This window comes from Shewanella jiangmenensis, from assembly GCF_018596335.1.
Taxonomy (GTDB): domain Bacteria; phylum Pseudomonadota; class Gammaproteobacteria; order Enterobacterales; family Shewanellaceae; genus Shewanella; species Shewanella jiangmenensis.
This window is the reverse complement of record NZ_JAHEPS010000001.1, coordinates 688,580-704,522: the sequence shown is the minus strand read 5'-3', so window position 1 is coordinate 704,522 and position 15,943 is coordinate 688,580. Positions and strand designations below refer to the sequence as shown.

Genomic DNA, 15,943 nt, shown 5'->3' with positions numbered 1-15,943 from the left:
ATGAAAAAACAACGAGGCATGGTGCTGTTTTTCGCACTGATTGTATTGATCATTATGACAGTGATTGGTGTGGCGTTGGCCGTCAACTCCGGTCAATCACTTCGGATGGCTGGCGCCGGTGCCGAGCGCATTGAGGCCATGTCTTGGGCACAAGGTGCGCAGGATAAAGCTATTGACGTGAATCGCGGGGCGACGCTTGCGAATCTATCTGCAGAAATTACAGAAGACAATACTGCATTGAGTAGTCAGTCAAAAATTGCTCCTTTGACCTTAGGTGACGTGAATTGTCAACGTACACCCAGAGCATCTGGAGCTAATCTCATCAGTTGTAAAAGAGCTGAAGTTACCACTACAGCAACATTTGGTCGTAAGGGTTTAGGGCAGGTAATAGTCGTCTCTGGAATAGAGCAGGAAGTACTCAGTGGGAGTGGGTCATGAACATCAACAAATTGGTAGTGGCGCTTACAATCGCAGCGTCAACATTTGCTTCCGGCGTCCAGGGCGATGATACCGAGCTCTATGTTATTGATGTTAAGTCTGGGTTGACTGGAGCCATCGCGCCTCAGGTCCTTATCATCTTTGATAACTCGGGTAGTATGAACGACGAGGTGCCGGGAGCTAAAGACCCGTATGATCCAAGCTGGTCAGATGCAGACTATACGGGCCCAATTAACGATAAGGCTATCTACTGGAGTGTAGGGGGAATCGACAGCGGTAGCACTATGCCTGTACCGGACGATCCAAACGAGTGGCGCCGATTTGAACTGACAAACAATAACTGTAAAACAGCTGCCTTAGCTCTGGCCACAAAAGGCCGTTTTACTGGCTATCTGGCTGAGTATCGTAAACAAGGTGGTACAGGCAGTTGGCTTTCGCTCGCTGAGAACAACGGCTTAAATACCAATGATATGCTGGTTGAGTGTCAGGAAGACACAGATGCGGTGAAATCTGGAACTTGGACAGCCTCAGTCGCCAATCCTGTTGCTTATACCGATAAGGCTTACCCTCTTAACTCCAAAGAAAAATACACTGGCGATGTCAGTCAAGCTGCAAAATTGGGTGGCCTGCCAGTAACCCTCTATTCGGAGCACTATCTTAAGTGGTATCAATGGGCTACTGATCCAGACAACGTAACCGAGCCTGATCCAGATACTGTTTTCCCCACAAGACTTGATCTGGCAAAAAATGCAGTGAAGGAAGCGCTTGCCGACCTTGAAGGTGATATCGATGTTGGCATGGCGATTTTCAATATCAACCATGATGATGAGTTTGAGCGTGACGGCGGCAGAATTATTTCCAAAATTCAGCCGTTGACTTCCAGCTATCGTGAATCTTTGGTTAGTCTTGTGTCTGCATTACCGGCAAAGACAAATACTCCACTATGTGAAACCCTTTATGAGGCTTATCTTTATTTTGCTGGCCAGGCAGTAGATTTTGGCGATAATGATGCAAAAATGCAGGGAAATGAGGAGCCTAAATCCTACGAGCCAAATAAGCCGCCTCGCGATCTCACCGCCGAGAATGCAGGGAAGTATATTTCCCCGTTTAAGACTTGTCCGCAAATGGGCTTTGTTATTTATATCACAGACGGTGTTCCTACCGTTGATCAGGCCGCAAATACAAAAATCCAACAGCTCATCAATGCTACCGGTGATGCATCAAACGCGATTTACAAGCCTTACCCGATGAAGCTGATTGATGGAAGTAACAACAACAGCTATCTGCCGCCCCTCGCTGCATATATGTATAACAATGACCTGGTGAAAGGGGTTAAGGATGGTACCGGTAATGATAACCAGCAAAGTACCCGACTTATCACAATTGGATTTTCAAAGGGGGCAGAGGCTGCGATACCTTTGCTCAAGGAAGCCGCACTGCGCGGCGGTAACGAAAAGGATGAAGGATTCTATTATGCCGAGACGCCTGAGGCTTTGGTTGAAGCTCTGACAGGTGCCTTAAAGACGGTGCTCGCGGTAAACAGTAGTTTTACCTCTCCGAGTATTGCGAGCAATAACTTTGACAAAACCCAAACCTTCAATGCTGCGTATTACGCGATGTTTTTACCCAATGCCGGACCACGCTGGAGCGGAAACCTTAAGAAACTGAAAGTCACTTCTACCGGTGAACTTGTTGGACCGGGTGGAGAAACTGGGGTGATTAGCGCCAACGGCAGCATTAATAGTGATGTTTGTACCTTCTGGAATGAATGTGCCGCCAACGCAGCAGATGGTAACAAAGTTTTGAGTGGTGGTGTTTTACCCTCGTTAAGAGCGAAAGCCGTTAAAGGTGAGCGCATTATCTACACCAACTCAGGTAGCGATTTGGTACCGCTATCGTCGATTGATATCTCAACGCTGGGCTCAAATATGGGCTATGGAAATCCCGACGGGACTGTGGATACAGTTGAAGCTCAAAAGGCTCTGTATTGGCTGTACGGCATAGATGTTGATGACGATAACAGCAATAACCAGCGTGATGATGCGCGCGATGATATTATGGGTGACCCGTTACACTCTAAACCGCTAGCTCTCAACTTTGGTTCAGCGCCGACAGAAGGGAAGAATAGCGCAGGAGATGTGATAAAAGTAGAACATAATGATGTACGAATTGTTATTGGAACAAACCAAGGGCTGGTGCACATGTTCCAAGATAGTGAGACCGACTCAAAGGATTTTACTTCGGGTAGTGTGAGTGAAACTTGGGCATTTATACCGATGGAATTGTTATCCAACATTAAGCGCCTGCGTGACAATAAACCCTATTCAGGCAAGGCGTATGGTATGGACTTATCGCCAGTTTCTTACACCGAGCTTAATAACGATGGGACAGTAGAAAAAGCCTATGTTTACTTGGGGATGAGGCGTGGCGGCACCTCCTATTATGCGCTTGATATTACCACCCCGGGAGCGCCTAAGCTTTTGTGGAATCTCAAGGCAGAGGGCAGTTTTTCGGAGTTAGCCATGACCTGGTCAGAACCTGTGGTTACCAAGGTAAAAGGAAAAGATTTTCCTGTGCTGGTAATCGGCGGTGGTTATGATGAAGGATTTACCGGCGGGAATGCTGTCTACATGGTCAATGCTACCACTGGTGCGTTCGTGGAAAAATATACAGCAACAGGTATGGCGAGCATCCCAAACAAGGTTGCCGTACTTGACTCTAACAATGACGGTTTTACAGATAGGATTTACGCTTCGGATGTTAAAGGCAATGTTTGGCGGATAGACAGGCCAGAATCTGCTGATGGGGCGTCAGTGTTTAAGTTTGCTTCTTTAGGTGGCAGCGGCGATGCCGACAGGCGTTTCTTCGCTGAGCCTGTAGTTGCCCAAACGGCGTTTACAAATATTTCGACTGTAACCGATGGGGATAATTCTCAGATCTCCTATCAAAATATTCCTTATGATGCGGTTGCAATCGGTACCGGTAGGCGTCCTAATCCGCTTGATACAAGTACGGAGGACATGTTTTTTGTACTGCAGGACAGAAATATAGTCACAAAGCTATTTACCGACAGTGCGCCACCTACAATAACCTTAGATCAGTTGTATAACGTGACTTCAGCGGCGCCAGCCACCGAGGAAGACAATATTGCTTTTGGTGAGAAAAAAGGTTGGTACTTTGATTACTCCGTCGCGGGGGAGAAAACGCTGTCTGCTGCACTGATTTTTGACGGAAAAGTCTACTTTACGTCATTTATTCCACCCGGAACTGCTGCGACTGGTGAGCTTGAGGCGGGAGTCTGCGCGATAGAGGGCCAAGGGCGGTTGTATGTTTTGGATTTACACAAAGGTACCAGAACATATAGCAAACTCTACTATGAGCTGGGTGAACGGGTACCGGACACACCTCAAATTGTACTGCCTCCACCGGAAAAACCGGGAGATCTGCCACAGGCATACATCATAGGCGTTGGTAAAGGTGAGCAAAACCCTGATGGCAGTTATAAGGGGACCATCAATATTGGTGCGGGTCTGGATGTTAATAAAATTTACTATCATGTAGACGAGTAGAAGTGATGAATAAGCGTGTTACCGGATTTACGCTGATCGAAGTGATGATCACGGTGGCTATCGTTGCGATATTGGCATCGATAGCTTATCCCTCTTATGTAAAGTATGTGGCTAAGGGCAATCGCGCCGAAGGTCAAGCGGCGGTTATGAGAGTGGCGAACCTGCAAGAGCAGTATTATTTAGACCATAGGACTTACGCGACAGACATGACGACGTTGGGGTTGGGCGCTGACCCATTCGTTACTGAAAATGGTCACTACGCTGTTGATGCTGTGCCTGCAACGGGTGATACAACGGGAACAAGCTTTACCGTCACGGCCACTGCGCAGGGGGCTCAGGCAACAAGGGATGCAGACTGTAAAGAGCTAATAATGACTCACAGTGGAGTGAAAACACCTCAGGAGTGCTGGTAATGAACAGGTTCTGGAAAATGATGCTGATCCCCATGGCCATGGGGTGTTGTTCAGCAGTGAGTGCAGAGAGTGAAAGTATTAAGTGCCATGTTAGAACCAGCCAGGGTGAACAAGTTCTATTTTATAGCTGGAATAAAGAGAAGATTGAAAATAACAAGTCTAAGCTGGTTGGAAAACGACTGCCAGACTTAAAAGGTAATCAAAATTACATAAAGCAAGTCAACGAGTGCATGCCTGTTTATATGCCATTTTCAAGTAAAGTAGCTAATCAACTTGAAAAGCAAACTCTGAGGTAGCGGCTTATTGACAGCTTAAATCATCGTCCGCTGTTTTTATTAAGCCTGTTGAAGACAGGCTTAAGCTTTTTGAGCCTGAGCTTTTATTATTAGGACAGTAGACAAATGTGGTCGCAGCGTCAGCTAAGCCATCGGAGCGGAAGGCAATGTTGTTACTACCCACCTTCAATGCATCATTTTTATTAAAGCTATCAATGACTTTTAATATTTCCTTGCTATTCTGGAATCGAACAAGAATTCCCTTTGACCAGTCAGTTCCGCAGTCGCTGTTGTTATTGGGACAAACTTCGACTATAGCACCATAGGAAAACGCCTGATTTCTTGCGAATTTAAGTACATCCTGAATTTTGCGGATTTCACTGTCTGCTCGTGCACGATCATACCAGGATGATAGAGAGGGGAGGGCAATGGCGGCGATAATTCCAGCGACTACTACCGTTACCATTACCTCAACCAGCGTAAATCCTTTTGAGGGGGCGTGCATGACTCATTCCTCCAAGAAACCTGTTCTTTGAGTATACGCCAGCCATACGGATAATTCAGCAATTTCTTAACGTATTGCTGAGACAATATATTGTCGCAAAAGGATATTTTGACACTAAATCAGTTCATTTCAGCTTTCCTTTCTATCCGCCATACCGCCAGCCTGACTATTCGCCATGGAGCCTATTTACAGTTGGTGGCATCTTTGCTGAGCCGAATGCGTCCGGCGTTACTGATTACAAGCGCTTTGGAGTTGGGATTGTCTGCCGTTTCCGGGCAGTAGCGAAAGGTGCCGTTGTAACCGCTTGCAAGCCCGTCAGGCAGAAAACGCAGTGATGAGCGGCTGAACTTCAGGGTGTCAGTGCCGGTAATTGCCGGAAACTCGGTAATAAGTTCATCATCGCCATCGAGACAAGCTGTGCTGCCGGTGTCGGTAAATACCGAAAACCCGGCGCGCCAGTCATTGCTGCAGCAGTTGTTGGTTAACGGGCACACCGAAACCCGTACGCCGTAACTCACGGCATAATTGCGGGCAAGCTGAATGGCCGAGGCGATTTCGCTTATCCTGGCGTTGGCGCGCGAAGCGCTTTGAATAGTTTGAAAAGAGGGCAGAGCGATGGCACTCAGGATAGCCATAACGGCCAAGGTGACCATCAGCTCTACCAGCGTCATTCCTTTGCTGGATTTCATCTTTTTCATCCTGGAAAAAGTGTGGACGAAATTGAGTATAGCTGCGCCAATAGAATTCGCGAATGCGCCCTTCATGGGGGCTTGATTTACATGTTAAGCTTAGGAAATTAACAACAACTTCCCTACAGGAGCGGGTGGATGAAAAAGGTTGAAGCCATAATCAAGCCCTTTAAATTGGATGATGTGCGCGAAGCGCTGGCCGAAATCGGCATTACCGGCATGACAGTGTCTGAGGTGAAAGGCTTTGGTCGTCAAAAAGGCCATACCGAGCTGTATCGCGGTGCCGAGTACATGGTCGACTTTTTGCCCAAGGTAAAAATTGAATTGGTGATCCAGGATGAGCTGCTGGATCAGGCGCTGGATGTGATTGTTGATACCGCGCGCACCGGTAAAATTGGTGACGGCAAGATTTTCGTCACCGAAGTGGAGCGGGTAATCCGCATCCGTACCGGCGAAGAGAACGAAGAAGCGGTGTAAAGGAAGATGCGAGCAAGTCGTCGCACAGCTCTGGCTTTGATAGCGACGACAGTTCAACGCATTCAACTGAAGGCATGCAGCCGCCTGCTGAAGTTGAATAACGCCGAAATGGTGTTGCTTCAAAGCCCCGCAGGGCGTGGCTTACAGCGGTATCTGCTGCGTTACAGTCCTTGCGAAGGGATAAGGCCATTCGCTGCAAACTGTGCCTTGCATCTATCCACTGTAAGCACACGCAGAGCATGCACGGGACTTATTCGAACCTTCCTAAAGGGGACCTTGCGTCCCTTTGTTGTTTTTGGCGCTTAAGGTTTTAACGCCGTTTAACCCCGGAACCCAATGCCACTTCGTGCCGAATGAATACCCGAGGGTTTGTCTTGTGATTCCAAGCAGCACCCACAAGCAGCACCGACAGGAACTAAGCCCATTAGCCAAGACCTATTCAGAAATTTGCTCAAGGCGGTGACGGCGCCGGTGGCTGATGATCCGCGTTTGAATTCACCGTCGCCGTGGTAAATGTGACTTTTTTAGAGCGGCTAAGCTACTTGATATCACCTTGCGCTTTTGGGTTCGTTCCTGTGGGTTCTGATACACAACCTCGAAATGAAATTTTGTTAATATCCAGCGGGATGAACGAGTTCGCATGTTGGTTTTTGATGCTGTGTGCTATGGTCACGCGATTGCAGTCAGGGGGAGATTCTGAGTGGGCACCAAAAAGATCGTGATTGTGGGGGGCGGCGCCGGCGGGCTCGCGTTAGCGTCCAAACTTGGCCGTAAACTGGGGCTGTCAGCCAAGGCCGATGTGCTGCTGATTGACCGAAGCCCCATTCATATCTGGAAGCCCAAATTGCACGAAGTGGCAGTTGGGGTGATAGATCAGTCGATAGAAGGCCTGCTGTATCGCGATCACGGCCTTAAAAATGGGTACCGCTATTTACGCGGCTCTCTGGAAGCGGTGGACCCCGACGCTAAAACCATTCAATTGTCGCCGCTTTATAACGACAGCAACGAACTTCTGATGGGCCAGCGTACCGTCGAGTACGATTATCTGGTACTTGCGCTTGGTGGTGTTTCCAACAGTTTTAAAACCCCGGGCGCCGAGTCCCAATGTATTTTTTTGGATAGCCTGGCAAGCGCCGAGAAGTTTCATACCCAGTTGCTCGATGGCTTGATGCTGCTGAATGAAACCCAGCAGCGCCTCAGCATAGGGATAGTTGGCGCAGGTGCCACCGGTGTTGAGTTGGCGGCAGAGCTGCACCATGTGATTGAGTCGGTGAGGGAATTTGGTTATCAGAACATTGCCAAACACCACTTGGATATTCATCTGGTAGAAGCTGCACCAAAGATTTTGCCCCAGCTTCCGGACCGCGTCAGCGGCCGTGCTCAGGCGGTGCTCGATAAAATCGGGGTGCACTTGCACCTTGGCGTGCAGGTAAAAGAAGTCACCAAAGAAGGCTTTTTAACCCAGGACGGCACACTCATTCCCGCCGATATCAAGGTCTGGGCCGCGGGGGTGAAAGGGCCGGACGTATTTGCCGATTTAACCAAGTTACCCATTACGGCGCGTAATCAGGTTGAGGTCGATGCCTGTATGCGGGTAAAAGGCCACAGCGATATCTATGCGCTCGGCGACTGCGCCCAGCTAATCCTCGGCAGTGGCAAGCCGGTTCCGCCACGGGCACAGGCAGCTTCGCAAATGGCTGACACTCTTTATAAAAACATATTGAATCGGTTAAAGGGCCGCGATGAAGCGGCATTTGAGTACCGTGATTATGGCTCTTTGGTGTCGCTGAGCCGGTTCTCGGCGGTGGGGAATTTGATGGGAAATTTGCGCCAGGGAGATTTCTTTGTTGAAGGCCATCTGGCGAGATTCATGTACCTGTCGCTGTATCATCGTCATCTTGCCAGTTTGTTTGGCTGGTTTTCGGCGCTGGTGTACCGCTTCGCGCAAAAACTGCTGCGCTGGCAACGACCTAAGCTCAAATTGCACTGAGCGTTAATGGCCCTTGTCCTAAAACGGCTCTGCTTAAGCCGGATCAGGACGACACAAGAAAACACAAGAAAATACGCGGCATCAGGCCGCGTGTTTTTTGATAAAGCTCAGACAAAAGCTCAGGCCGTCAATCGCAGGCGTGTTTTGGCGCCTGGCTTGAATCCCGCACCACAGGCTCCGGGGTAAATACCTTGGCATTTTGCTGGCGAAGTTCTTTGCGGTTGGCAATCAGGAGCTCAGTCGCAATCTGGGCAATCTTCTGGTTTGGCTGATGAACCGTGGTCAGTTTCGGCCAGGTTTGACGCGAAAACGGGCTGTCTTCGAAGCCGACAATCGAAATATCACCGGGAATATCCACCCCAGCCAAACGCGCGGCAAATAAAGCACCCGCCGCAATTTCGTCGTTACAGGCAACAATTGCGGTCGGTCTTGGCGTTTGAGCCAGCAGCCGTTTTGCGCCTTCAACGCCCGATTCAAACGAATAGCGGCCGTCAACCACATACTCGGGCTTAAGCTTGATGTTGGCGTGTTTGAGTGCATCACAAAAACCGGCAAAGCGTTCTTTGGTGGATTCGTGCTGCTCGTCACCGCTGATAAAGCCGATGCGCTGATGGCCAAGGTCGATTAAGTGGCGGGTGATGGAGACTGCGCCGTGGCGGTCGTTTACCAGCACAGTCAGCCCACAGCTCTGTTTGCTTTCATCTCCGGCAATAATCCGCACGTAGTGGGCATCAATGTCATCGAGGGCGGCAAGCAGTGTCGGGTCTTCCGACAGCGGCGGGGTCAACACCAGGCCAGCGAGGCGAGAGTGCTTGACCATGGCAATCAGCTCATCACAAATGGTGGCCGATGTCGCATCGCATGGATGGATCAGCAGCTCATAACCTTTATCACGGCAGGCCGACAAGATGCCGTTTTGCATATCGATGATGTAGTAAGCGTTGGGGTTGTCGTAAATAAAGCCGATAACATAAGAGGTGGTCCCGGCAAGGTTGCGTGCTGCCAGGTTTGGTTGGTAATTGAGTGCTCTGATGGCCTCGTTGACCTTATCTATGGTGGCCTGTTTGACCGAGGGTTCATTATTGGTTACCCGCGACACCGTTTTGATCGACACTCCGGCGTACTTGGCTACATCGTTGATGGTAACTTTCATCTGCAAGCTCAATTATTCAATTTTCATATGCGGTTAACTGCAATGGCTGGCGACAGTGACAGCCTGTATAACGGATATTGCATTCGCATTGGTTGAGAAGTTTTCACGTATAGTGCTGGCTTTTCGAGGCCTTGGCAATCGCGTTTTTATCCGCTAAGCCCTTGCTTTGGCGGTTTAACTTAAGCCTCTATTCATCATTTTGTGGCAACATCACGTTCACAATCATTTGTTTTTCAGTGTGATAAGTGTCACGCCTGTTGCGTACACAAATTTTTTCATTCTCGGGTTATTTTGTTGTGGTAACGCTGTTAATTATTGTGTAATGTTTGCGCTAGACATGACAGCGTTGTCATTCCCTCGGGAATGGTTATGGATGCAAAAAAACGATAACAAGTAAATGGAAGGGAAACGAGATGCGACCATCTACCTTTAAAAAGAGTGTCCTCGCTACCAATATCGCAATCCTCCTCGGTGGTGCGGTATCAGTAGGTGCAGTGGCAGCTGAAGCTGCTCAAGAAACTGCGAACATTGAAAAAATCGAAGTACGCGGTATCCGCGCTTCAAACAAAGCCAACATCAACGAAAAGCGTTTCTCCGATGCTGTTGTTGATGCAGTTACTGCCGAAGACATTGGTAAGCTGCCAGATTCTGACGTAGGTCAGGCTCTGGGCCGTGTACCAGGTGTGACTGTTGGCCGTGCTTTCGGTCAAGGTAGCTCAGTATCTATCCGTGGTTCTGATCCACGCATGACCCTGACTACTCTGAACGGTCAAAACGTTGCTTCTACTGGTTGGTATGACCAGATGAACATCGACCGCTCTTTCAACTACTCTATGCTGCCAGCAGAACTGATTGGCGGTATGGAAGTTTACAAAACCACTCAAGCCAACCTGGTTGAAGGTGGTATCGGTGGTACTGTAATCGTTAAAACCCGTAAGCCGCTGGATATGGATGCAAACTCCATTTTCGGTTCTGTTAAGGGTGAGTACGGCTCAGTTAACGAAGAAGTTTCCCCAGAAGCTTCAGGCCTGTACAGCTGGAAAAACGAAGATGAAACCTTCGGTGTTCTGGTGTCTGGCGCATACACCGACCGTGAGTACCTGCGTGTAGGTACCGAAGCGGATCTGGATTGGGGCGGCCGTTCTTCAATTCAGCCTTCAAGCTTCCTGCAAAGCCAGGAGCGCAGCGCCGTTGATGCGACTATCCAATATCGTCCTACCGACAAGCTGGAATTCCGTGCTCACGTACTGTCTATGACACTGGGTGCAGACAGCATCGGTGCTAACATGTACATCAACACCGACACCAACTGGGGTGCTGGTGCCTCTAACTGTAAGACTTTCAACGATGCCGGTGTTTGTACTTACAGCGTAACTCCTGAAAATGCTCCAACAGACGTGTTCTTCCAGAACTGGGCTCGTCAGGGTGAAATGACCTCTGATACCTTCGATCTGAACATGGAATATCAGGGCGACGGTTACGCCATTGCTGCTGTAGCCGGTAAAACCAAAGCCGAAGGTGGTACTCAGATGAGTGCTAACTTTGGTTATGGCTGGTGGGGCGATAAGTTCAAAGATGTTAAGTGGGCTGGTGTAGTAGATGCTACCGGCAAACAAATTGACATCAACGGCCGTGACATGAGCTTCGGTCTGGAAGATTTGGACACCACAGTAGGCACTTCTCAGTGGACCGGCGTTAAAGGTCCGAACACTGACGAAGAAGCTTATGTCCAACTTGACCTTGATTTTGACGTCGATTTTGGCGTGATCAACAAGTTTGAAACTGGTATTCGTTATACCGAGCATACCTTTGAAAAGGCTGAGCTGAAGGCCGTTTATGATGCGTCTAAAGCCAACTCTTTCAACAGTGCTGATCTTTACAGCGGCACCATGAAGCTGGGCTACAACGAGTGGACTATTCCAAAAGCCAATTTGGATGCCATGATCAACTCAACCGTGTCTCTGGTTGACGAGTTCGTGTACAACCGCTCTGCCTTTGGTCAGATTGACGAAGATAACTTCTCTGCATACGGTATGTTCTCCTTTGCAGGTGAGGGTTTCCGCGGTAACTTCGGTCTGCGCTATATCGAAACCAACGTTACTTCCAGCGGTCACGTAATTGATAACTCTCCAGCAGATAAGCTGGGTATCAATGCCGGCTGGAGTGAAGAGATCCATAGCGTAAGCGATGGCTACAGCGATGTACTGCCAAGTGTGAACGTAGCCTTCGATCTGGCTGATGACGTTATCCTGCGTCTTGCTGCCGGTCAGGCCATTACTCGTCCAAACTATGATAACCTGTTCCTGTCTAGCTCTTCAGGCTATCCGGACGATCGTAAGGGTAATGAGCAGATCACCTATGGTAACCCAGGTCTGGAGCCAATGAAGTCATCTCAGGCTGATATCAGCGTTGAGTACTACTATGGCGACGGCAACCTGTTTGCGGCTACTTACTTCATCAAAGACATCAGCAACTTCATCGTTGCCACCGCGCCAGAAACCAAAGCTATTGGTGTGATCAACCAAGATTTGGAAGTGCCTGCGGACAGCTGGATTGTTGACAGCTACATGAACGCTGGTGGCGGCTCTATCGATGGTATCGAGCTGCAATTGAACCACGCGCTGGATTACGGCTTTGGTATCAACGCCAACTACACCTTCACTGATGGTACAGCTCCAGCTGAAGTGTACACGGATAACATCGGCATGTTCACCGAAGCTTCCAAGCACACCACCAACCTGGTTGGTTACTGGGAAAACGACATGTTCTCTGCCCGTGCCGCATACAACTGGCGCAGCGAGTACATGGTGCGTGAGTACGGCAAGTACTACGGCAACCGTATGCACGACGCCTTCGGTACTCTTGACCTAACTCTGGGTTGGAACATCACCGAAAACGTTGCTCTGCGTCTCGAAATGGTTAACCTGACCGCTGAAGATGACGTTCAGTACGGCGCTGCCGGTGTAGGTACTGCTGTTAAGCCTGCTCTGCAGGACGGTTACCCAACTTGGTCGTTTAAAGGTGAGACCACCTATAAACTGGGTGCCAGCTTTAACTTCTAATCAGTATGTGTGATAAAAACCCAGTCTAGGCTGGGTTTTTTATTTTGAGCGGAAAGTAGAAATGAAAGTAAGGACGATTGCAATATTAGGTGGCGGGACTGCGGGCTGGTTGGCCGCCAATCATCTTGGCGCTGAACTTGCTGGCGACACTGACATCGAGATAACCCTGATTGAATCTCCGGATATCCCAACCATTGGGGTCGGTGAGGGCACGGTTCCCTACATCATGAAATCGTTAAAACGCTTCGGAATATCCGAAGCCGAGTTTCTGGTGAACTGCGAAACGACCTTTAAGCAGGGCATTAAGTTTGTCAATTGGTTGGATCCTAAGCTTCATGGCGATAATCACTATTACCACCCGTTTGAAGCACCTTACCCGAGTGGATATGACGTAACGCCCTATTGGTTGACTCAGGACGCTAAACAGCCCTTCGATGAAGTCAGTATTCAAGGCCGGGTTTGTGAATTGGGATTGGCGCCGAAAAAGAAAAGTTCGGGTGACTACGCCGGTGAGCTTTCCTACGCCTATCACTTCAATGCGCAAAAATTTGCCAATTTATTGGCTGAAAACGCCAAGACTCGCTTCAAGGTTAAACATCAGTACGAGACTGTGACCGGCGGTGTTTTGGATGACGACGGCGCGATTAAAGCCCTTGTTACCGAAAACGGCCTAGAGCTCGCATTTGACTTTTACGTTGACTGCAGTGGCTTTCATTCGGTTTTGCTGGACAAGGTGCTGAATGTACCCTTCGTCGATAAGAGTAACCAACTGCTCACCGACTCGGTAATGGTACAGCAGGTGCCATTGAAAGAAGGTGAAGCGTTGCCACCTTACACCACAGCCACCGCGCATCAAGCCGGTTGGATATGGGACATTCCTCTTACATCCCGCCGTGGTACCGGATTTGTTTATTGCTCCAAATACATGAGTGATGACGAGGCTCACACGCTTTTTGCCCAGTATCTTGGGGTTGATAAGGCCAGTATCAACCCGCGTATGATTCCGATGCAGATAGGCTACAGACAGGAGTTTTGGGCCAAAAACTGCGCCACTCTCGGACTAGCTCAGGGCTTTGTGGAGCCATTAGAGGCAACCTCTATTTTAGTCACGGATTTTTCTGCCGAACTGCTCGCCAAGAATTTTCCCAGAGATTCGGAAGACATGGATACAGTCAGGCCTTATTACAATAAAGTCCTGACCTATGCATGGGAGCGGGTCATCGACTTTATCAAGTTGCATTACTGCTTATCTGACAGGCAGGATACCGGCTTTTGGGATGAAAACAGGGATAATTCGACCTGGTCCGATGAACTGAAAGAACGGTTGGCGAAATTCGCTCTGCGTCCGCCTCAGCAGTCTGACTTTTTTACCCGATTCGATTTATTCGATGACAAAAATTTCCTCTATGTCTTATATGGCATGAAATTTCAAACAAAGGTAAAAGCCATTACTTCAGTTGAGATGGAGCAGAGCCGAAAACTATTTGATTTGAATAATAGGATGGTTGAAGCTGCGCCGAAGCATTTGCTTGGCCATAAAGACTGGCTGGATGGTTTAAAGGCTGCGATGGCTCGAGTGGACTAACGGTAACTATATGTACACACCGGTTTTTACGAGTGGTGTTTGGCTGGCTGATGTTAACGAAGCAGAACACAATGATGAGTTGTGCCTTTGGAGTAACGTCCTGGAGCAGCTTCTGCAGCACCCTAAAGTATTGGACACCATGAATGTACCTGATGCAGCGGGCGGCAGAGCCTTGTCGTCGGTGCATCTGGCAGGTCAAATGGATCTGTTGAAGCTTCTTAAGGTTCGTGAAACGCGACTCGGACATTGGCTGCTGTATCAGTTGTATGATGCGGCAAAAGCATTGGGTTTTGATAAGACCAGAGACATCCGGAAGTTTAAATTTCATCGGGTTTGGGCCAATGAGATGTCAAAGGGATGTGAGGCGGTCGCCCATCGCCATGCCTCACGTGACTGGGTCATACCCCATATGGTTGCAATTTTTTACGTAGACGTGCCGGCGAACGGCGCCGACTTGGTGTTTCTGGATGAGGATGGTGATGAAATGCGGCTTGGCAGTTTAACCTCATTTTCGTTATCGCAGCAGTACAGATTGCAGTCCAGGCGAGGCCGTTTGATTTGTCACGATGCAAAACAGCTTCATGCAACCACTATTCACGAAAGTGATTTGCCCAGACGCTGTATCATCATAGAGGTGGGCTTCCCGCCAAAATAAAAAAGCCGGGCTAAGTCCCGGCTTCTTTACCATTGCTCGCTCAGTTAGCTACAACCAGATCAATCTGGTTCAGTGAGGCCAGGTGAGCATAGATGGCTGACAGGGCGCCCTTGTTGAACAGCTCCAGCTTGGCTTCGTCACTCAGCTGGTGCAGCTTTTGCTCATCAACCATATAGATGCCGTCATAGTTGGCTTTGGCACCGTCTTTACCGTTTACGGTCAGTGTTTTTGGTTGCAGCAGGTCGTGTGCGGCAAGGGTCTTAACGAATTGTTTGGTCAGTTCACGGAAGTCAAACAGCTGGCCGATGAACTTCACGCGATCTTTCAAAAACTCTGTCTGCTCGCCTTGCTCGTCAAACAGGGCTACACCTTCTTGCTCGCTCAGCAGTTCGCTGTTCTGATTGATACCAATCATCAGCTTTTCGTTGGTTTCGTCTGGGCCGGCGATAAAAGGCGCTACACGCAGCTGCATAGGCACATAACGCTGGGTCCATTTACCGTCTTTGATAAATTGGTTGCTTTCTGGCTTCAGCGAGGTGATGGCAACTGGCTGGAACTCTCCGCTTTCGGTGTTTTTGGCGAAGATGATGGGGAAGCTGGTTGCGGCTGGCATAAACTCTTGTACGACCAACGGCAGCATGTGGTGTTTTTCGAATTCTTTAAGCTCAAGAGCTTGTTTAACTTTGATATTTTTGTGAACAGTGTTGTTGAGAGGAACGTACTGCGCAGTCATTCTTATTATCCTTGTCTATTTAGAGTCATGCATCCGTCTTCAAAACCCCAATTCAGGAGCTGCCAGCGTGCAAAACTACAGCTGGTGCCGGAGAGCGAGGTTTCGATGTTATCAATCGTTTTTGAACATGTCACCATGTGGTTAAGGGCAAATTTGGTATTGAGCATTTCCTGGCAAGAATGATGCGCCAAACCAGCAGGCTGCAAAAGCAGTGTGGCTCTACAGCAAGCCGTAAACCGGCGTCGCGGGGCGTTTGTGGCTGCTCGGAGCCTGAATGGCATTTCGGCTTAGACCAGCCTGAGGCGAGCCGCAGCCATATTCAGATACGAGGTCCGAGGTGAGGTCAAAGGCGAGGTAGCGACTAAACCGAGCGCGTGAAGGCAAACAAATCAGTGTATG

Annotated in this window: 13 protein-coding genes; 9 read left to right on the top strand and 4 right to left on the bottom strand. The window is 49.0% G+C overall.

All coding sequences use genetic code 11. From position 1 onward, the window contains the following. Genes KJI95_RS03130 through KJI95_RS03115 form a run of 4 tightly spaced genes read left to right on the top strand, consistent with a single transcriptional unit; the run spans window position 1 to window position 4,716 of the window. Window positions 1-438 (top strand): pilus assembly PilX family protein, encoded by a 438-nt coding sequence (locus KJI95_RS03130; protein WP_214505697.1) that lies wholly within the window; start codon window positions 1-3, stop codon window positions 436-438. Then, a complete protein-coding gene (locus KJI95_RS03125) occupies window positions 435-4,007 on the top strand; it encodes a PilC/PilY family type IV pilus protein (protein WP_214505696.1) in 3,573 nt (1,190 codons plus the stop codon). Before KJI95_RS03130 ends, KJI95_RS03125 begins: the two co-directional genes overlap by 4 nt. 5 nt (window positions 4,008-4,012) lie before the next feature. Then, complete coding sequence (locus tag KJI95_RS03120) at window positions 4,013-4,420, top strand: type IV pilin protein (protein WP_214505695.1); 408 nt, start codon at window positions 4,013-4,015, stop codon at window positions 4,418-4,420. Beyond that, the gene (locus tag KJI95_RS03115) at window positions 4,420-4,716 is read left to right on the top strand and encodes a TapY2 family type IVa secretion system protein (RefSeq protein WP_214505694.1); all 297 of its coding nucleotides are present in this window, start codon (window positions 4,420-4,422) and stop codon (window positions 4,714-4,716) included. The genes KJI95_RS03120 and KJI95_RS03115 overlap by 1 nt, the downstream gene beginning before the upstream one ends. Window positions 4,717-4,720: 4 nt before the next feature. On the opposite strand, the gene KJI95_RS03110 is transcribed toward KJI95_RS03115, so the two are convergent. Together KJI95_RS03110 and KJI95_RS03105 are read right to left on the bottom strand one after the other, a co-directional pair. Further along, the gene (locus tag KJI95_RS03110; protein ID WP_214505693.1) at window positions 4,721-5,200 is read right to left on the bottom strand and encodes a GspH/FimT family pseudopilin; all 480 of its coding nucleotides are present in this window, start codon (window positions 5,198-5,200) and stop codon (window positions 4,721-4,723) included. A gap of 182 nt (window positions 5,201-5,382) precedes the next feature. Continuing rightward, window positions 5,383-5,889 carry a GspH/FimT family pseudopilin gene (locus KJI95_RS03105; protein WP_214505692.1) on the bottom strand — a complete coding sequence of 169 codons (507 nt, stop codon included), beginning with the start codon at window positions 5,887-5,889 and terminating at the stop codon, window positions 5,383-5,385. Between the two features lie 138 nt (window positions 5,890-6,027). Between KJI95_RS03105 and glnB the strand changes: the two genes are divergently transcribed. After that, complete coding sequence (gene glnB, locus KJI95_RS03100) at window positions 6,028-6,366, top strand: nitrogen regulatory protein P-II (RefSeq protein ID WP_214505691.1); 339 nt, start codon at window positions 6,028-6,030, stop codon at window positions 6,364-6,366. Window positions 6,367-7,066: 700 nt separating this feature from the next. Beyond that, window positions 7,067-8,356, top strand: coding sequence for an NAD(P)/FAD-dependent oxidoreductase (locus tag KJI95_RS03095; protein WP_214505690.1), 1,290 nt, complete (start codon window positions 7,067-7,069; stop codon window positions 8,354-8,356). A gap of 127 nt (window positions 8,357-8,483) precedes the next feature. Here the strand turns inward: KJI95_RS03095 and KJI95_RS03090 are convergent, their stop codons facing one another. Further along, window positions 8,484-9,509, bottom strand: coding sequence for a LacI family DNA-binding transcriptional regulator (locus KJI95_RS03090; protein WP_214505689.1), 1,026 nt, complete (start codon window positions 9,507-9,509; stop codon window positions 8,484-8,486). Window positions 9,510-9,922: 413 nt separating this feature from the next. Here KJI95_RS03090 and KJI95_RS03085 point away from each other — a divergent pair, with 413 nt between their 5' ends. The 3 genes from KJI95_RS03085 (at window position 9,923) to KJI95_RS03075 (ending at window position 14,811) form a co-directional block, all read left to right on the top strand. Then, window positions 9,923-12,571 (top strand): TonB-dependent receptor, encoded by a 2,649-nt coding sequence (locus tag KJI95_RS03085; protein ID WP_214505688.1) that lies wholly within the window; start codon window positions 9,923-9,925, stop codon window positions 12,569-12,571. A 61-nt stretch (window positions 12,572-12,632) separates the two neighbouring features. After that, the gene (locus KJI95_RS03080) at window positions 12,633-14,156 is read left to right on the top strand and encodes a tryptophan halogenase family protein (RefSeq protein ID WP_214505687.1); all 1,524 of its coding nucleotides are present in this window, start codon (window positions 12,633-12,635) and stop codon (window positions 14,154-14,156) included. A gap of 10 nt (window positions 14,157-14,166) precedes the next feature. After that, window positions 14,167-14,811 carry a putative 2OG-Fe(II) oxygenase gene (locus tag KJI95_RS03075; RefSeq protein ID WP_214505686.1) on the top strand — a complete coding sequence of 215 codons (645 nt, stop codon included), beginning with the start codon at window positions 14,167-14,169 and terminating at the stop codon, window positions 14,809-14,811. Window positions 14,812-14,851: 40 nt separating this feature from the next. Here KJI95_RS03075 and KJI95_RS03070 read toward each other — a convergent pair whose 3' ends face one another. Next, window positions 14,852-15,544, bottom strand: a complete 693-nt coding sequence (locus KJI95_RS03070) for a SapC family protein (RefSeq protein ID WP_214505685.1) — start codon at window positions 15,542-15,544, stop codon at window positions 14,852-14,854. Window positions 15,545-15,943 lie beyond the last annotated feature (399 nt).

Excerpts from the sequence above, each read along its gene's own strand:
- glnB (WP_214505691.1), top strand. The coding sequence starts at position 6,028 with ATGAAAAAGGTTGAAGCCATAATCAAGCCCTTTAAATTGGATGATGTG.
- KJI95_RS03070 (WP_214505685.1), bottom strand. The coding sequence starts at position 15,544 with ATGACTGCGCAGTACGTTCCTCTCAACAACACTGTTCACAAAAATATC.
- KJI95_RS03085 (WP_214505688.1), top strand. The coding sequence starts at position 9,923 with ATGCGACCATCTACCTTTAAAAAGAGTGTCCTCGCTACCAATATCGCA.
- KJI95_RS03075 (WP_214505686.1), top strand. The coding sequence starts at position 14,167 with ATGTACACACCGGTTTTTACGAGTGGTGTTTGGCTGGCTGATGTTAAC.
- KJI95_RS03110 (WP_214505693.1), bottom strand. The coding sequence starts at position 5,200 with ATGCACGCCCCCTCAAAAGGATTTACGCTGGTTGAGGTAATGGTAACG.
- KJI95_RS03120 (WP_214505695.1), top strand. The coding sequence starts at position 4,013 with ATGAATAAGCGTGTTACCGGATTTACGCTGATCGAAGTGATGATCACG.
- KJI95_RS03130 (WP_214505697.1), top strand. The coding sequence starts at position 1 with ATGAAAAAACAACGAGGCATGGTGCTGTTTTTCGCACTGATTGTATTG.
- KJI95_RS03115 (WP_214505694.1), top strand. The coding sequence starts at position 4,420 with ATGAACAGGTTCTGGAAAATGATGCTGATCCCCATGGCCATGGGGTGT.
- KJI95_RS03105 (WP_214505692.1), bottom strand. The coding sequence starts at position 5,889 with ATGAAATCCAGCAAAGGAATGACGCTGGTAGAGCTGATGGTCACCTTG.
- KJI95_RS03080 (WP_214505687.1), top strand. The coding sequence starts at position 12,633 with ATGAAAGTAAGGACGATTGCAATATTAGGTGGCGGGACTGCGGGCTGG.
- KJI95_RS03125 (WP_214505696.1), top strand. The coding sequence starts at position 435 with ATGAACATCAACAAATTGGTAGTGGCGCTTACAATCGCAGCGTCAACA.
- KJI95_RS03090 (WP_214505689.1), bottom strand. The coding sequence starts at position 9,509 with ATGAAAGTTACCATCAACGATGTAGCCAAGTACGCCGGAGTGTCGATC.